The sequence below is a fragment of the Lysinibacillus sp. K60 genome, assembly GCF_019731275.1.
In the GTDB taxonomy this organism is placed as follows: Bacteria; Bacillota; Bacilli; order Bacillales_A; family Planococcaceae; genus Lysinibacillus; species Lysinibacillus capsici.
Genome location: NZ_JAASJR010000006.1, coordinates 18,380 through 36,012 on the forward strand (window position 1 = coordinate 18,380; position 17,633 = coordinate 36,012).

General features: G+C 35.4%; 17 protein-coding genes. 6 read left to right on the forward strand and 11 right to left on the reverse strand.

Features of this window, described 5'->3' with window-relative positions:
• Window positions 1–3 precede the first annotated feature (3 nt).
• Window positions 4–1,083: a D-alanine--D-alanine ligase gene (locus HCH28_RS14125; protein ID WP_221681419.1), complete on the reverse strand. Its 1,080-nt coding sequence runs from the start codon at window positions 1,081–1,083 to the stop codon at window positions 4–6.
• Window positions 1,084–1,330: 247 nt separating this feature from the next.
• A complete protein-coding gene (locus tag HCH28_RS14130) occupies window positions 1,331–2,083 on the reverse strand; it encodes a hypothetical protein (RefSeq protein WP_221681420.1) in 753 nt (250 codons plus the stop codon).
• A gap of 353 nt (window positions 2,084–2,436) precedes the next feature.
• On the opposite strand from HCH28_RS14130, the gene HCH28_RS14135 reads away from it, so the two are divergent.
• On the forward strand, window positions 2,437–3,624 hold the full coding sequence (locus tag HCH28_RS14135; protein ID WP_036079404.1) for an FtsW/RodA/SpoVE family cell cycle protein: 1,188 nt from the start codon (window positions 2,437–2,439) through the stop codon (window positions 3,622–3,624).
• Between the two features lie 57 nt (window positions 3,625–3,681).
• Here the strand turns inward: HCH28_RS14135 and HCH28_RS14140 are convergent, their stop codons facing one another.
• The gene (locus tag HCH28_RS14140) at window positions 3,682–3,819 is read right to left on the reverse strand and encodes an Lmo0850 family protein (protein WP_004232019.1); all 138 of its coding nucleotides are present in this window, start codon (window positions 3,817–3,819) and stop codon (window positions 3,682–3,684) included.
• A 368-nt stretch (window positions 3,820–4,187) separates the two neighbouring features.
• Here HCH28_RS14140 and HCH28_RS14145 point away from each other — a divergent pair, with 368 nt between their 5' ends.
• A complete protein-coding gene (locus tag HCH28_RS14145; protein ID WP_369354814.1) occupies window positions 4,188–5,348 on the forward strand; it encodes an MFS transporter in 1,161 nt (386 codons plus the stop codon).
• Between the two features lie 220 nt (window positions 5,349–5,568).
• Window positions 5,569–7,026 (forward strand): cardiolipin synthase, encoded by a 1,458-nt coding sequence (gene cls / locus HCH28_RS14150; protein ID WP_202342249.1) that lies wholly within the window; start codon window positions 5,569–5,571, stop codon window positions 7,024–7,026.
• 49 nt (window positions 7,027–7,075) lie between these two features.
• Here the strand turns inward: cls and HCH28_RS14155 are convergent, their stop codons facing one another.
• From HCH28_RS14155 to HCH28_RS14170, 4 genes are all read right to left on the reverse strand, one after another.
• Complete coding sequence (locus tag HCH28_RS14155) at window positions 7,076–7,855, reverse strand: M15 family metallopeptidase (RefSeq protein ID WP_221681421.1); 780 nt, start codon at window positions 7,853–7,855, stop codon at window positions 7,076–7,078.
• Window positions 7,856–8,005: 150 nt separating this feature from the next.
• Window positions 8,006–8,254 (reverse strand): hypothetical protein, encoded by a 249-nt coding sequence (locus HCH28_RS14160; protein WP_221681422.1) that lies wholly within the window; start codon window positions 8,252–8,254, stop codon window positions 8,006–8,008.
• Window positions 8,255–8,309: 55 nt separating this feature from the next.
• Window positions 8,310–9,071, reverse strand: a complete 762-nt coding sequence (yidC, locus tag HCH28_RS14165; RefSeq protein WP_004232011.1) for a membrane protein insertase YidC — start codon at window positions 9,069–9,071, stop codon at window positions 8,310–8,312.
• A 176-nt stretch (window positions 9,072–9,247) separates the two neighbouring features.
• Window positions 9,248–10,042 (reverse strand): helix-turn-helix transcriptional regulator, encoded by a 795-nt coding sequence (locus HCH28_RS14170; protein WP_004232009.1) that lies wholly within the window; start codon window positions 10,040–10,042, stop codon window positions 9,248–9,250.
• A 505-nt stretch (window positions 10,043–10,547) separates the two neighbouring features.
• Here HCH28_RS14170 and HCH28_RS14175 point away from each other — a divergent pair.
• The 3 genes from HCH28_RS14175 (at window position 10,548) to HCH28_RS14185 (ending at window position 14,355) form a co-directional block, all read left to right on the forward strand.
• A complete protein-coding gene (locus HCH28_RS14175; RefSeq protein ID WP_004232004.1) occupies window positions 10,548–11,198 on the forward strand; it encodes a LytTR family DNA-binding domain-containing protein in 651 nt (216 codons plus the stop codon).
• A gap of 340 nt (window positions 11,199–11,538) precedes the next feature.
• Window positions 11,539–13,059, forward strand: coding sequence for a succinyl-CoA:acetate CoA-transferase ScpC (locus HCH28_RS14180; protein WP_004232003.1), 1,521 nt, complete (start codon window positions 11,539–11,541; stop codon window positions 13,057–13,059).
• A gap of 153 nt (window positions 13,060–13,212) precedes the next feature.
• Complete coding sequence (locus HCH28_RS14185) at window positions 13,213–14,355, forward strand: MFS transporter (RefSeq protein WP_370635381.1); 1,143 nt, start codon at window positions 13,213–13,215, stop codon at window positions 14,353–14,355.
• Between the two features lie 17 nt (window positions 14,356–14,372).
• Here HCH28_RS14185 and HCH28_RS14190 read toward each other — a convergent pair whose 3' ends face one another.
• From HCH28_RS14190 to HCH28_RS14205, 4 genes are all read right to left on the reverse strand, one after another.
• Entirely contained in the window at window positions 14,373–14,681 is a 309-nt protein-coding gene (locus tag HCH28_RS14190) for a hypothetical protein (protein ID WP_004232000.1), read from the reverse strand.
• A gap of 497 nt (window positions 14,682–15,178) precedes the next feature.
• Window positions 15,179–15,460: a GNAT family N-acetyltransferase gene (locus HCH28_RS14195; RefSeq protein ID WP_009370656.1), complete on the reverse strand. Its 282-nt coding sequence runs from the start codon at window positions 15,458–15,460 to the stop codon at window positions 15,179–15,181.
• A gap of 228 nt (window positions 15,461–15,688) precedes the next feature.
• Window positions 15,689–16,603, reverse strand: coding sequence for a DUF1002 domain-containing protein (locus tag HCH28_RS14200; protein ID WP_004231995.1), 915 nt, complete (start codon window positions 16,601–16,603; stop codon window positions 15,689–15,691).
• A 158-nt stretch (window positions 16,604–16,761) separates the two neighbouring features.
• Entirely contained in the window at window positions 16,762–17,619 is an 858-nt protein-coding gene (locus HCH28_RS14205; RefSeq protein WP_004231994.1) for a CvfB family protein, read from the reverse strand.
• Between the last annotated feature and the right edge of the window lie 14 nt (window positions 17,620–17,633).

The following is a 17,633-nucleotide window of genomic DNA, read 5'->3' on the forward strand; positions in this document are numbered from 1 at the left end:
CACTCAGTCTTTTTTATAGTGAAGCTGTTGTTTTTCTTCATAGCGCTCAATTGCTAGGGTAATTAAACGGTCGATCAGCTCTGGATAACTCACATCTGTATGCTGCCATAATAATGGATACATACTTACAGGCGTGAAACCTGGCATTGTGTTTACTTCATTAATGTAAACGTTATTTTCAGCCGTTACAAAAAAGTCCGCACGAACTAAGCCGCTACCATCTATAGCCTTAAATGCACGCTTTGCCAGTTCTTTTAAGCTTGCCACAGTTTCTACTGGAAGCTCAGCTGGAATAATAAGTGCTGTAGAACCGTCCTTATATTTAGAATCATAATCATAAAAATCAGTAACGGGTTTAATTTCTCCTGGCACTGATACTTCAGGATAGTCATTTCCTAACACTGCCAGTTCAACCTCACGAGCGACAATTCCCTGTTCAACAACGATTTTACGATCATATTGCAAAGCAACCTCAATTGCTTTTACTAATTGCCCGCGATCTGTTGCCTTGCTAATCCCAACACTTGATCCTAAGTTTGCAGGCTTTACAAACATTGGCCAATTCAAGTTATTTTCACAGCGTTCAATGATTGCCTGTTGCTCATTCTTCCACTCACTACGAATAAAATACGTATAGGGCACTTGAGGTAATCCAGCAATTTCAAATAATTGCTTCATTACCACTTTATCCATTCCAGCAGAGGATGCTAATACACCATTTCCTACATACGGTAAATTTAGAACTTCAAGTAAACCTTGCACTGTTCCATCCTCACCATTCGTACCATGTAACAATGGGAAAATGACATCAAACTTTACCTCATTGCCACTTTTATCAATCAAAAAATCAGTGATATTATTTTCTAAAATTGTAGTATTATCACCAAATTGTAGTTCTTCTATTGCACTTACGGGTTTTTCTAAACGCTCTCCACGACGCCATTCCCCATCAGATGTAATGAAAATCGGATATACTTCATACTCCTCGAAATTCAAAGCTCCAGTGACTGCACGTGCTGTCGATAATGACACTTCGTGCTCCGCTGACTTTCCGCCGTATAATAAACCGATTCTTTTTTTCATTTTTGTGCCCTCCACATACTTCTTGAGTACTATTAGTTTATCATGAAACGTCTTGACAAATGACATAAAAATCTCACCGTATTTTTAACGGTGAGATTTTACGTATATTTCATCGATTATGCCCTGGCATCATTAGTTCCTGCTATAGAAAATTATACAGGAACAATGCAATATGAATAATATCTACCAACATCCTAGATCTTCAGTTTATAGAAGTCATTGTTCTTTGATTGCGTCACCATTTTAATTAAATAATATAGATTAATTCATCGTGTTCTGTTTTTAGAATCGTACTTAAGTCATCCCAAACTTCGTCAGGAAAAGAATATTCAGACAGATTGCGAACTTCTATTCCATACGCTACTTTCGGTTTCTCAATTCGATACAGAGATAGTAATGCTCCATCTTTCGCAAAGGATCGGTAAGAACGTAAAAAATCTGGTGATATAGCGGGTATACTCGCTTTTACTTTTCGACGCCAAAATCCAGTGCTGCGTTCCTTTTCACGAATTAAACTATTAAAAACATTGGCAACCAATAAATCCGAATCACTTAAATGACGAAAATAAATTTTCGTCATTTTCTCTAAGTCTGAAGAATAATAGACAAATCTATTTTGTAATTTATTAAAAAACGCTGACGTAATCGGTTCTTTCTTGTGACTTATGTAAAGCAATTCTCCTTGTTCCATCGGTGTTAAATGATCTAGCCTCTTCTCGTCCATAAAATCAATCCAACATAATTCTTTAGATTCAGCAGATTTTTTAACAAAACGAGGAACATCTTCTTCTAATACATATTCAAATTGTGTATGCATATTAAAAGAACCGTCTTCATAGGAATGTTTTAATAACAGCAAGTGATGTAGTGGTTCAAGTGCAGCCACAAATTGCGAGAATTTTAACCCGCTAAATATAACAAATTTATCGACATCATTCATATGAACATAAATATGATACATAAAATCATCAGATGACTTTAATTTTTTAGCCACAACCATCACCCCATTCTTCACTACATTATAAGACTAAACATGATTTTTTTGAAACATTTTATGTTAATTGTCGTCACTACTATATACGCAGGCATAAAAGTAATTTATGCGTTATAATTAGGAATGTTAAACATGCATTTGCATATAAAGTTTAGATTACTCAATGAGTTCAAGTATTTGCTTAAAATTCCATTGACAATATTCAAAGCAAATTGCAAGCTTATCAATAGATATGAGCTATTCTTACACCACTGCTGGTTATTATTTTGCTTTCTTCTTTGACCAATTATAAACGAAATAGGGAGAATCGCATCATATTTACTCATATTGAGATACTATTTTAATTTTAGGTGGCTTTTATGGAAAATAAACGAAATTTCGCAAATCGTTTTGACTGGACACTTGCATTTATACTCTTCACTTTTCTAGTCATTAGTTTGTTAGCTATTGCATCTGCCCAAACCTCAGGACAATATGGCATTAACTACGTACCAAAACAAATGCAATGGTATGTGATCGGTGCAGTAATTATTGGTATAGTCATGTTTTTTGAGCCAGATCAATATAAAAAAATGTCATGGTATATGTATGGAGCAGGGATTGCCTTACTGGTACTGCTTATTTTTATGCCAGAAGGAGAAGGTCAAATCGGTGCACCCGTTAATGGTGCTAAAAGCTGGTATCATACGCCGATTGGAAATATTCAGCCTTCTGAGTTTATGAAAACTTTTTACATTTTAGCACTAGCTCGATTAATTAGTAAGCACCATGAAATTTATTCATTACGATCAATTAAAACAGACTTTTTGCTACTAGGTAAAATCGCTATCACCCTAATCGTACCATTAGCTATTATTTTAAAGCAGCCTGATCTAGGCTCAGCACTTGTATTCTTTGCTATTACTGCCGCACTCATCATTGTAGCAGGTATTTCTTGGAAAATCATTCTACCAACATTTTTAGGTGGCATGGTAGCAGGCGGTACACTACTGTGGATGGCACTCTATATGCAGGACTTTCTAGAAAAAACATTTGGTTTTAAGGCTTATCAATTTGCTCGTATTTATTCTTGGCTAGACCCCTATTCCTATTCATCCAGCGATGGCTATCATTTAATTACCTCTTTAAATGCCATTGGATCAGGTGAAATTTTTGGTAAGGGATTTAGAAATCGTGAAGTATATGTAGCTGAAAACCATACCGATTTCATTTTTACAGTTATCGGTGAGGAATGGGGCTTTATTGGGGCTAGTATTGTTATTTGCATATTCTTCTTATTAATTTATCATTTAACAAAGACAACCCTTTTATTGAAAGATCCCTTCTCGACCTATGTATGTGCTGGGATTATTGCCATGATTACCTTCCACGTTTTCGAAAATATTGGTATGACTATTCAATTATTACCTATCACAGGTATTCCACTTCCGTTCATTAGCTATGGAGGAAGTTCACTTATGGGGAATGCTTTAGCGATTGGGCTAGTCTTTAGTATGCGATTCCATTATCGAACATATATGTTTACCACACATGATGAAGATGAATAACTATAGAAAAAGGGAAGTCTCGCGTAATGAGACCTCCCTTTTTCTATTGGAAACGAGTTAAGCTTGAACTTGCGGAGTTTGCGTTGGTGGTGTTAGCACTTTTAAAAGTTCTAGTCGAGACTTTGTTACAGTGGCTGTTACACCCAACTTAGATAAATTCGAAACAATCTTTTTCAAATCTACTTCTTTTGTCATACATTCCACCTCAATCTTTCCTCGATTTTATATAACGTTTTATTTACGAAAAAGTTTCATTTTTCTACGAGTATGATGTCTGACAAATTTATCATACCATTTAACTTACCTTTAAAATTTTTCAATTTTGTTACATTGTAAAATTTTCACATCATCAAACTTTTCCATCAAACATATTTAAATTACCCAAAATGGCTACATTTTATTCAAAAATCAGAACATAGATTTAAAAAATCTCAAATTGCTTCATTTTTTCTTTACTAAATTGTTCCACTTTATTCAAGCTTAGCATCCCCTATTGTTGTAATCGCAAGAACAAGAAGGGTAGAATATACATATTGAAATATCGTATGAAAGCAGGGAACTGTATGAAAAAGGCTATTTTACTATTGATGTCTGTTCAATTCCTCGTTTATCTAGGGTTCGGCATTATTATCCCCGTCTTACCAGAGGTAATTGTGCAGCAAAATTGGCATGATCTCCACGTAGGTGGTTTATTGACCGTCTATTCACTTGCAAGTTTTTTCACAGCACCGTTTTGGGGTATGCTATCCGATAAGGTAGGGCGAAAACAACTAATCCTTACTGGTCTAATTGGCTTTAGCCTTAGTTTTGTTATTTTTTCACTATTTATAGATAACCTAGCTATACTGTATGTTTCACGTATTATTGGTGGTTTATTTTCTGGTGCATTATATACAGCAGTAACAGGATTTATCGCCGATATGTCTAGTGAAGAGGATCGCAATAAGTATATGGGCTTTATGGGCATGTCCATTGGTCTTGGGTTTATTTTTGGTCCAGCAATCGGGGGAATGCTAGGCCATTATAGCTTGCAGCTACCGTTTACTGCATCAGCAGCATTAATTGCACTATTATTTATTTATGCAAGTTTCGTCCTAAAAGAACCTAAAAAACGAAAAGATTCAAATAAACGTGCTATAGTGCCAAAAGGTGCTGCAACCATGCTACAATACCGTGTGCGCTATCTGTTTATGTTTTCTTTTTTAGTAACTTTTATGTTAGCAGGCGTTGAGGCTACATTTCAGCTATTTCAAATCGAAAAAATTCACATTACACCGTTACAAATTGGTTACTTGTTCATGTTTAGTGGCTTTGTCGATGCAGCTATTCAAGGAGGGGTCGTTCGACGCATAAAAAATGGCAGTGAAACGACATGGTTAATTGGCGCACAAATTGTAACTGCTATCGGCATGCTTTTATTTACATTGACAGCTAATCTTTTTATCGCCGGGCTTGCCCTTTGTGTCTTTACAGCAGGTAATGCACTTGCAAGAACATGTGTTGTATCACTCTCCTCTAAAGAATCTGGAGGACAATATGGGACTGCCGCTGGACTGTCCTATTCAATGGATAACTTAGGACGTATTCTTGGACCACTATTTTTCACATGGTTATTTACCGTACAAGCAAGTCTTGGTTATTATATTTCCGCTGCAATAGCTATTCTTTCTATAAGCCTAATCTACATATATAAGGCATCGCGTAAATCATTGCGCCATCCATAAAATATAGTAGGTTACATTTTTTATGGATACCAAACGTTGAGTCAGTAATCGGAGAAACATCCTATTCTATTAGAGAATTACTAATTAAACCATGCGGATTATCCCTATCTATCAAAGGGATAATCCTTTTCCATGCTATCTAGCCATTTCATATCTTCTTTCCGCATTTGAAGTAGGCTATACTAGGTATGTTATTAATAATACAAAGGCAGGTGTAGGAATGAGCATTTTTACAGATATAGAATATTTAGTTCCTTTAACTTTGTTTTTTAATATTTTATTAGCCATGACCATCATTTTCTTAGAACGTAAAGATGCTACCTCTACATGGGCATGGATTCTCGTTTTATTTTTCCTGCCATTAGCTGGATTTATTCTGTACTTATTACTTGGAAGACAATTACGAAGAAAGCATCTATTCCGTTGGGAAGGACGCAAGGATATCGGGATTGATAATCTGATTACCTATCAGATGGAAGCGATTCGTGATGAAACGTTTGAGTTTCGTATTGCTAATGCAGAAAATTATCAAGAAATGATTTATATGCACCTCAGAACAAACAATGCAGTATTAACACAGGACAACCATCTGGATATTTTTGATGATGGTGCCAATAAGTTCGAGCAGCTTCTTAAAGACATTGAAGCAGCTAAAGATCACATTCACATCCAGTATTATATTTTCAGACTTGATGACTTAGGTACACGTATCGTCAATGCATTGATAAAAAAGGCAAAGCAAGGTGTTAAGGTACGTCTTCTCTATGATGAAATGGGATCACGTAATGTTAAAAGACGCCATTTCAAAGAGTTACTGCATGCTGGTGGTGAAGTAGAAGTTTTCTTCCCATCCATTTTGCCACTTCTTAACCCTCGTTTAAATTTTAGAAATCACCGAAAAATCGTTGTCATTGATGGTCGAATTGGCTATATTGGTGGTTTTAACGTCGGTGATGAGTATTTAGGTTTACAAAAAAAGTTTGGTTATTGGCGAGATACACACTTACGTATTGAGGGTAGTGCCGTACATCCTTTGCAAACACGCTTTTTACTCGACTGGAACCAAGCTAGTGCTCAACAAAAAATGGGGTACTCGGATCGTTACTTCCCTGCCATCCCGAAAAAAGGTGATGTGGGTTTACAGATTGTTTCAAGTGGACCAGACTCAGACTGGGAGCAAATAAAGATCGGTTACTTAAAGCTTATTAATATGGCTCAAAAATATATTTATATTCAAACACCATATTTCATCCCAGATGTTAGTTTTTTAGACGCCATTAAAATTGCCACCTTGTCGGGCATTGATGTACGTATTATGATTCCTAACAAGCCTGATCACATGTTTGTATATTGGGCTACTTATTCTTATGTCGGTCAATTATTACGTGCTGGAGCCAAAGTCTATATCTATGAAAAGGGCTTTATCCATGCTAAAGCTATTATTATTGATGACGAGGCTTCCTCTGTCGGAACAGCGAATATTGATGTACGAAGTTTTAGTCTGAATTTTGAAGTCAATGCCTTCATATATGATGCAAATATATCACACCAATTGGCAGAACTGTTTGAGAAGGATATTTTTGATTGTACGGAATTAACATGGGAAATGTATAAAAACCGTTCAACACTGATTAAATTTAAAGAATCTATTTCCCGTCTATTAACACCTATTTTATAAAAATAAAAAGGAAGAGAGCCTGTTCACAGAATGGCTTCTCTTCCTATTATTATTTTACGCCTAAATATTCTTCCAACGTAATGTTTTTCTTTGTTATCTCTTTTGCAACCTCTTTGCCCACATAACGATAGTGCCAGGACTCATACATATAACCTGTTATTTCTTCTTTGTTTTGAGGGAAACGCAAAATAAAGCCATACTCCTGTGCATGTGCAAATAGCCATTGCCCTGCTGGAGTTTCCCCAAACTCTTCTGTCAGCCACACATCTTCTTTTCCACGCTCTCCTATATCAAACGCTAAGCCTGTTTGATGTTCTGAGTAGCCAGGACGAGCACTATATCGATCTGCTGCTGCCTGTCCATCACGTTTAACATAATTATCATAAAGTGTTGTCTGATATTCAAAAGATCGGTAGCCACTAAATGCAACTAAATCAAATCCTTGTTGCTTGGCAGCGGCTAACATTTGATTTAACGCTTCTCGTGCTTCTGGATTTTCTTCAGGTGCAAAGGTAGATGGAAGCGGATAAATTTTATTAGCTAACAGAATACCATTGATATAAGTTGGTTCCGTAGGTAATGTTTGATTTGGAAGATACCCATTTTCGTCTGGTTGTTGCTCTGGCTTTGCAGGTGTTTCAGTATTGTCTGGTTTCTCTATTGCAGTAGAATCTTGTTCAGTTGTTTTGTTTGTTTCTGTTGTTTTTGGCTGCTCATCAGATGCACTATTTACTTGATTATTTTTATAGTTATAGACTACAAAAATTGCTACGATTAACGCGATAGATATGAAAGCACCAACGATAAGCGGAAGACGATTGTTTTTCACTCTTTATACCCCTTTTAAAATATCAGGTATCTAAAAGGATGTTTTAAAGCATTTCACCTTGAAAATACCTATTTTATTGTATTACTAGTTATAATCTTATTTTAGCACTGTTCACATTTTCAGGTGTAAATTTACTACGTAAATATTCAATTAATCTGTTAGAACGATGACAAATACTACTATAGATGCAATTGCAAAAAAAATTGCCATATACTGCATCCATTTTGCTTCTTTTATATAACCTTGCTCTTTAAAGCTTTTTGCTCTAAACCCATTTGATAGGGCAAACATGACCGTCATTGCAAGTACGGCAAAATTAAACTTCCCCATAATAATAAATACAAGTGCTGCAATACTAAAAACTGCAACAAGAATAGATGATAGCCATTTTTTGTTCATCTTGCTGTCCTCCTAAAAAAATCGAGGCAACAAAGGCGCCTCGACATCAATCAATTTATTTTTTTGCTTTCTCAGGATGTTCCGAATAATATTTACGTCCAATATATGTTTGAATAATCAACAATGCACCACTGACAGACCAATACAAAGGCAGTGCTGCCATAGAAGACATGGAGATAAAGACAATCATAATTGGTGAAATATAAATAAACATTTTCATCTGCGCTTTTTGTTGCTCAGGTACCGTCCACAAAGATACACGAGCCTGGATTAGGTAAACAATCCCTGCAACTATAGTCATCACGATATCAGGTGAACCTAAGCTAAACCATAAAAACTCATGGGATTTCACATCGGCAGAATACAAAATCGAGAAATACAGACCCATAATAATCGGCATTTGAATTAACATCGGTAAACAACCCATATTAAGTGGATTAATGCCATGCTTTTGATATAGAGCCATCATTTCTTGTTGATATTGCGTTTGCTCCTCTTTTGTCTTAGCTTCCTTCATTTTTTTCTGAACGGCTTCCATTTCAGGTTTAAAAGCATCCATCTTCGTTTTCATTAATTGCTGTTGACGATAGTTCTTTAACATAATCGGCATTAACACTAAACGAATTAGAACAGTAATCGCAATGATTGCTAAACCATAGCTCCCTGAAAAGATATCATTCCCGAAAAACTCCAATAAAAATTCCATAGGTTTTACAAAGATACTATAGAAAAAACCTTCTTTGTTTTGCACAGCTTGACAGCCACTAAGAACAAAAACAGCAATACCAAGCATTGAAAATAGCTTCAAATTTTTCATTTTTCCACCTACTATTATTTATCAACTACTGTGAAGTATACCTTATAGGGTCTCTCTTTATCAAATAGCAAGTGCTACTCATTCCTTCAGCCTTTTCCTCAGATGATTCATCAAAAAAGATGCGAGCTTTAGCAACGCTAATATGTTCGCACCTTCTCATTCCCTATGCTCAAAATCTAAACATTTTGTAATTCAGTCTCTGCCATTTCAAAACGATAAAATTCGTGATGAAGCTCGTCTCTAAAATGTTTTGGCGTAACTCCCGTATATTTTTTGAAAATACGTGTAAAATAACTTTGATTACAGAAATGGAATTGATCTGAGATAGAAGTAATACTTTTGTTTGTATGTCGTAAGTAGTATTGTGATTCTTCTACACGTCTTACATTTAAATACTCAACCAATGTAATGCCCACATGTTCTCTAAAAATACGTGATAAGTGACTAGTGCTTATATGAAAGTTATTCGCTATACTTTCAACAGTTAAATCATTTTCAAGCTCGTCATTTATATACATTATCACTTTGTTAACAGTTTGATGTCGGAAAGTCGGTTGTTTGCGATCTGCAATAAAGTAAACAAAGAAATCAATTAAATCATCAGCAAATTGTAAAAACTCTGCGTCTTTCATCTGATTTTCTATCATATCGTTACACGCAATATTGAAAGCAAATGCTTTTTTCGAAGGTACTTGATTGTCCAGCAATTTACGAGCAACAATTGATGACAAAACAGAAAAATAACTTCGAACGATTTTAATGACCTGTTTGCCAAAACGAATTGAGAGAATATCAATTAACTCATGCAAAGATTTTTTCGCTTTTGCAGATTCTAAATGGTAAATTTCAAAAATTAATTTCGATTCAATATTAAAAAATTCTTCGACACCGATATATTGATTAATATTATCGATTTCTTGGAAGTATCTTTTGGATATCGTTTCTGACATAGAATGTTGATGTAGTTGCATAATCTTCCCCATCTTTCCTCAGAGTGCACGAATTGCATGACAATATTTGACACCAATCCCGACGAATTAAAAATAAGAAAATAGTATTTACTTATTCAATATAAGAACTGAGTCCTATTTCACAAATTTTATTAACAAATAAATCAAAAATAACCCTACTAAAACACCAAATATAAAAAAAATAGACTATACAGTGAATTTTACCATATTCTGCGATTTCCTTTCAACCACATTTTAATTGCTACTCTAGTTCTAATTTATCACATATGCATAGTAGAAACCTCGTAAACTTATTCCTAACAATTAAATTTTACCATATACATATCAAAATAAATTAGTCATTTTATAAATTTATTTACAAATTATACAAAACAACTAACATCATTCTAATGGATCATTCGACATTTTTCTATTTTATTCCTAAATCTTCTCTATATAATTTATATGAATATGTAGTAAAATAGATGATAATACTATTTTTAAAAGTTTAGACGAGGTGTTTAAAGTGGATCCAAAACAAATAGAAGAGATCATGGAGATTATTAAGGAATTCTTCCCTGAAAATACGTCCATCGCTATCTCTGATACAAATGAATATTTGTATTATCAACCAAGCAAGAAAGTTGATTTAAAAATTAAACCTGGTGACCCTATCAAAGAAGGTTCAGCCGCACACAAAGCATTAAGCTATGGTCAAAAAATCAGCTCTTATATCGAACCTGATGTCTTCGGTGTCGCATATTATGGCATGAGTATTCCTTTAATGGAGGAAGGCGAAACAAAAGGAGCTATTACTGCTATCTTCCCGCAAAAACCATCAGCATTCTTAACAAACTACATTACAATCAAAATTGATGATTGCTGGTACCCAATCAAACATGATCAAGTTATTTATTTAGAAACACAACTCCGTAAAACATTTGTTAAAACAATGACTCGTGAAGGTTATCACCGTTTAAACTTAAGTGATCTAGAGCTATTTTTAGCACCTGACTCATTTATTCGTTGTCACCGCTCTTATATCGTTAACATTGACTACATCGATGAAATTCAACCAGATTCACACTCAACGTTTTTATTAATTATGAAAGATGGTACACGTATTCCGGTAAGCCAACGCTATGCAAGCTATTTCCGTCGTTCTTTAGGTTTCTAATTTGTATGAACAGCGCGCAATTTTTATAATTGTTCGCTGTTCTTTTTTGTGAACAAATCCTCCCCATTTAACTATTTTTGCACTGTTTTTAATGTAGAAAACAACTAAATTTATACAGCTCTACAATAAAACGTTTTCTCTGTCGAAAAATCATCTTAATGCTCGATTTTCCTTTTTTTACTCAATTTAATGCTAATTCTAAAGTTTTTGTGACAATTTGGTGATAGTATTATTCAAATGGTTGGAGTCATACTACAACTGAATAAACAGAAAATTCTTAAATGTTTTTTCTAGTTTTGTAATCGGTTTCCATCAAAATTATTTAGGGGAGGATTTTTTTATGGATGCAAATGTTCAAAAACGCCTAGGTTTAAAAGAACTTGAGAGTAAAATTGTAACTGCTGAAGAAGCAGCAGCACTTATTTCTAATGGTGATGTAGTTGGGATGAGTGGTTTTACTCGTGCTGGGGATGCAAAAGTTGTTCCAATGGCATTAGTTGAGCGCGCAAAAAATGAAGAATTCAAAATTGATGTATATACAGGTGCATCATTAGGACCAGAAGTAGACAAGTACTTAGCAGAAGCTGGTGCAATTCGTAAACGTGGACCATTCCAGGGTGATGCGGGTATCCGTAATTTAATTAATTCTGGGGATATCTTATATGTAGATGCTCATCTTTCTCATAATGCTGAGCTAGTGCGCCAAGGAATTATTGGACCGATCAAGTATTTAATTCTTGAAGCGGTTGCTATTACTGAAGATGGATTAATTATTCCAACAAACTCTGTAGGTAACTCACCTATCTTTGCAGAATATGCAGAAAATATTATTATCGAATTAAATATTTCTCATCCAGAAGCTTTAATCGGTATCCATGATATTTATGTACCTGGAGAACAAGGTAAACGTGAAGCTATTCCAATGACAGATGCTATGCAACGCCTTGGTGATATTGGTATCAAAGTAGATCCAGCTAAAATTAAAGCAATTGTTATTTCTGAAGAGCCAGACGCTCCTTCATTAATCGTACCTCCAGATGAAGAAACACAAACGATGGCAAACATTTTATTAGACTTCTTCCGTGATGAAATTAAAGCGGGTCGTTTAACAAACCAATTAATGCCATTGCAATCTGGTGTAGGTTCTGTAGCAAACGCTGTCCTTGATGGCTTTGCAGATTCAGAATTTGAAGATTTAATTGTTGCATCTGAAGTACTTCAAGATGCTGTATTTAACTTAATCGATGCTGGTAAAGTTAAATTCGCTGCTGCAACTTCAATCACACTTACTGAAGAATTACAGCAAAAAGTTTATGGTAATTTAGAAAAGTATGCTGATAAAATTTGCTTACGTCCACAAGAAATTTCTAACCACCCTGAGCTTATCCGTCGTTTGGGTCTAATCTCAATCAACACAGCTCTTGAGTTAGATATCTATGGTAACGTTAATTCGACGCATGTTTCTGGTACTCGTATGATGAACGGTATCGGTGGTTCAGGTGACTTCGCACGTAACGCACGCCTTGGTATTTTTGTTACAAAATCATACGCAAAAGGTGGAGCAATTTCTTCTATCGTGCCAATGGTATCTCACGTTGACCATACTGAACATGACGTTGATGTTATCGTTACGGAACAAGGTATTGCTGACTTACGTGGTCTTGCACCAAAAGAACGTGTACCTTTAATTATTGAAAACTGTGCACACCCAGACTACAAAGAACAATTATGGGATTACTATAACCGTGCAGTTGAAGCAACTGGCAACCATCAAACGCCTCATCTTTTAGAGGAAGCACTTTCTTGGCATGTAAATCTTGCTAAAAACAAAACAATGAAAAAAGAAGTTGCAAAAGCTTAATTATTAAATTGTCGTACGTCTAATAAGTTAATACTTATTAGACGTTTTTTTACGTGAACGCAAAAAACAAGTGAGAAGTATTATCGATTGGAAAATGCTATAATAGGACTATATCAATCATTGACTATAATGTTCTATTTCATCGGAGGAACCATGAAGAAATTTATCTATGCTATTATTTTCTTTTCGTTTTTCGACCTTTTTACTCAGCTTCCTGTTATGAGTACTTATGCTGAGTCTTTAGGTGCATCGGCATTCCTCACTGGTCTTGCAGTGGGCATGTATTCGCTTTCTAATACATTCGGTAATATCATTTCTGGCTTCTTAACGGATCGCAAAGGACCTTTCGTCATACTCATAATAGGTCTTCTAACAACAGGTCTATCATTAACATTTTATAATCTAGTAGAAGAGCCTATTGCTCTATTAATTGTACGTTTTATCCATGGCCTTGTTGCAGGCTTCATTGTTCCCGCTGCCTTTACATATCTAGCGAACGCTACAGAGCAGGATAAAAGAGGAAAGGGCAGTGCTATTTCTGGCGCCTTTGTAGGTATTGCAGCCATTCTAGGCCCTGCATTTAGTGGCATTTTAGCTAGCCGGACAAGTGTACCCTTTGTTTTCAATATCACAGCAAGCTTTATGCTTCTGCTAGGTATCTTTGCGTTCTTTATATTGAAAGCAAATCAAGTAAAAAAAGAGAAGGCTAAACAGAGTAATTACATTCCGATCAGTGTCTTTTTTAATAACACAGGAACATTAAAAGCCTTTTTAGGAGCGTTTTTCTTAATGTTTTCCCAAGGGGTTATTGCGTATCTACTCCCCCTTAAAGTACATTCCTTAGGCTTCGACTCTCGTTTAAGCGGCACTTTAATGAGTACATTTGGAATTATTGCAGTCCTTGTTTTCCTATTACCAACTAATCGTATTTTTGATAAGGTTAATTCACTCAAAACATTGTCTTTTGGTATAGGTTTAATGGGAATAAGCCAGCTATTAATTAGCCAAGCAAATTCTAGCTCTTTACTCTATATAGCAATGGCTTGCTATGGAATCGGATTCGGTTTCCTATTCCCTTCAGTAAATTCGCTTCTAATTGACTCTACAACTGCTGAAGTACGAGGAAAAGCATACGGCTATTTCTATGCGTTTTTCTCTCTAGGTGTAGTTATAGGCTCTTCTTTATTAGGTTGGCTATCACTTGGTACTGTAAGTGGCTTTGCATTTACTGGCTTCTTGTTATTGCTCTTTGCAGGCGCCATCCTAATCCCAAACAAAAGACCTTCTCATGCTTAGATGAGAAGGTTTTTTGTTTACTTTTCCTTTTCTTGAATTTCTTCATTATAGAAATGGACACCAGTATGTCCTCCACCTTCAGCTACCATTTCATTCGAGGCAATTTTAGTTGGTGAAGTACCAGCCTCTGTTGCTACCTCTGTAGCTACACGTTCTGCAATATTGTCATGCATATCAGGACCTGTAGTAAGATACGACTCTAATTTTGCTTTCATACTATTAAACATTGTTAGTGCTTTATCACGATTCTCTTTTTTACTGAAATAAGATGCTGCTAGTCCTGCTAATCCCGCAACGACAACACCTGTTCCTTTTCGTTTTGCCATAGTTTATAACCTCCTAAAAATATAGAAACTAGCTCTGTAGTATAGTTTTTCCCTATTCTTAAAAGAATAAACATTATTTTTTTATACCATCTAGCATATATATTAATGTATGGATAAATACTTGCCCTTTTATCTAGTAATAAATCCGTCAATCCATTGTAGTTCGTCTAGTTTTAATGCAGACAATCTCACTCGATTTCCTATTAAAGTCCAGTTATCGTACCCCTATTTTTAGCATTCGTCAAAATTTTGTAACTATTTATGATTATAAAAGGCAAGTAAAGGGAATTAATGAATTAATACTAAAATAGGAGAGTGGTTATGATGAAAGAAATCGATTTAGCATATGATTGGATAGATATGGCTTCATTAATCGGCGGGGCTGGCTTCTTAACAGTACTAATTTATAGTGTCATTCTATTATAAGGAGCTATTTACATGATTTGCTCTAGCAATTAAAAGGCAATCCGCTTAATTAAAAGCAGATTGCCTTATTTTTATTGTTTCACGTCATTGTATGCATCTGATTTTTCAAAAGCAGCCACAACATAAGAACAAACGGCCTTCATTTTATAACCATTTTCGCGTGCATACGATGCTGCTTGATCGAGTAATTGTTTGGCCACACCTTGACCACGGAGCTTATCTGATACATATGTGTGATCCATTACCATTACTGAGCCATTTTGCTGCCAAGTAATTTCTGCTAGTTTTTCCCCTGCTTGCTCATTCAAAAATGCAAACTTATTTTCTGCTAATTGTTGTAATTGGAATTCCATTTCTCACCACTCCTTTTATTCATAGTACCATAAGCTTTTTATATTTTCACAAAATTTGTGTACGCTTCTTTTATCTAATCAGCGAAGCTATGTCCAGATAATCAGTTAGCTTTCCTATGTCGAAAACATCTCACTTCAAAATTTTTCACTTGTTTAATTAAAAAAATCTGTACACCTTCTCTAGCAAAGTGAGAAGGTATAACAGATTTTCTTTCTATCACTATAAGTTTAGTTAAACCATGAAGAAATAGTATCTTTTAAATTAGCAAAAAAGCTTTTTACGCTTTCCCAGAAACCTTTATCTTCCATAAGTGAACCGAATTTTTCTTGGATCGTATTACTGATATCATTTAATTGATCAGACCATTTACTAAAATCAATGTCCAGCTTGCTTATTTTATCCATTAAATCTACTAGCAATTGACGGTCCTTTTCACTTAAATTAATTTCAAGCTTACTTAATTGCTCTTCTACAATTTTCTCCACATCTTCACGTGTTGCTGGCTTTAACTCTGCAATTTGCTTTTTAATTTCTGTCAGTAATTCCGCAACCTTTGCATCGTCTACCCCTGCAGATTCTGCAATGGATGTTGCTACAGATAATTCTTCGTTTGCTACATCTGTACGATCAATATCCAGCGTTTCCCCTGTAGTGACCTCATATGCCTTGTAAATACCTACTAATGCTGAATGCCCTGTAACGGCTTTTGGTGCAGCTACTTGTACGGATGCATCCTGAATTCCTGCTGTTAACATCGCATTTGCGTACATCTCTGAAGTTACCTGCGTTATATTCGATGGTGTGACAATTTGTATTACTAGACCCTCTCCTGCATCTCTGCGTGTAATCTTTGCAGAAGAGTACATACGTGAGCTTGAATTACTATCTTTAATGTATTTTACTAGATCCTCACCAGACACAGTAATTTCTTCAATTTCAGGTTCTTCGCTTACTTTTAATGATTTTTTCACAGATTCTTTTTCAGCCTCAGATAAATTTGCTCCATACACGACGATTGGTACACCTAATTTTTCATCAATTGCTTTTGGAGGCGTATTGTCAGATGCAAATCCTGTTGCTGGTGCCATCACTCCAAATACTAACATTGTAGCAGTTAGTATTTTAATCCATGTTTTTTTCAAATCGTGTGACCCCTTTCGCTAAAACTTCATAATTAGCAAGTATAATGTATGCCACTATACAATAATTAGTACGAAAAAAAGACGAGAAGGTTTCAAGGATGTCTCTCGTCACTTTTCCTGCTGTAAATGTTTTGCTAGCTAGTCAAACTAACCATCCTTTAAATTTCTTCAGTCCAACCGTCCTGTTGTTTCACTTTACCAGCTTTCATTAATGTTCCTAAGGCACGTTTAAATGCCCCTTTACTCATATTAAACATTTCTTGAATCTCTTCAGGAGACGATTTATCACCAAATGGCATTTTACCGCCCACATCCTGTATATAGTTTAATATTTGTTGTGCATCATTTGAAAGACGCTCATGTTTTCTTGGTAAAAGAGAGCCATTCATGGAACCATCGTCTTTTACATCGATAATACGAACAACTACATCTTGTCCTAATCGAGGCTCATTATTTCGCTCAGACTCGTGCACAAAAATACGGTAAGGAACTTCTACACCTAGCAAAAATGTCCCAATCGGTAACAAACGATATGGGCGTGCTTGGATATTCTTATTATGCATATCTTCAAATGCACCTTCATATAGCTCCGAAATTTTTTCCTCTGTGGCTAAACGACCAAATAAATCACCGTTACGATCTGTACGTAGTGTCATAAATAAATGATCGCCTGGTTCTGGCCAAACCTCTTTTAATGCAGGTAAATCCTCTGCTCTTACTAATACTTCACGAGATGTACCAATATCCACAAAAGCACCTTCACGTTCCACTACTTTCAAGACACGTGCCCAGCCGTATTCACCTTGTGTAAAAGCTGGAATAGACGTTGTTGCAGCCAAATCCCCACGACGGTCTGCAAATAAAAATACTTCAAGGCGGTCACCTACTGTTAGTGGCTCAGTTACCTCTGAAGCATTTAAAGGTAGTTCTTCAACTCCATTTGTTAAAATCCATTTTGATGCTTGTTGCTCTAATACCGTTAATGTAACGACTTCACCTGATTTTAATGCGTTCATATTGTCTCCCTTTC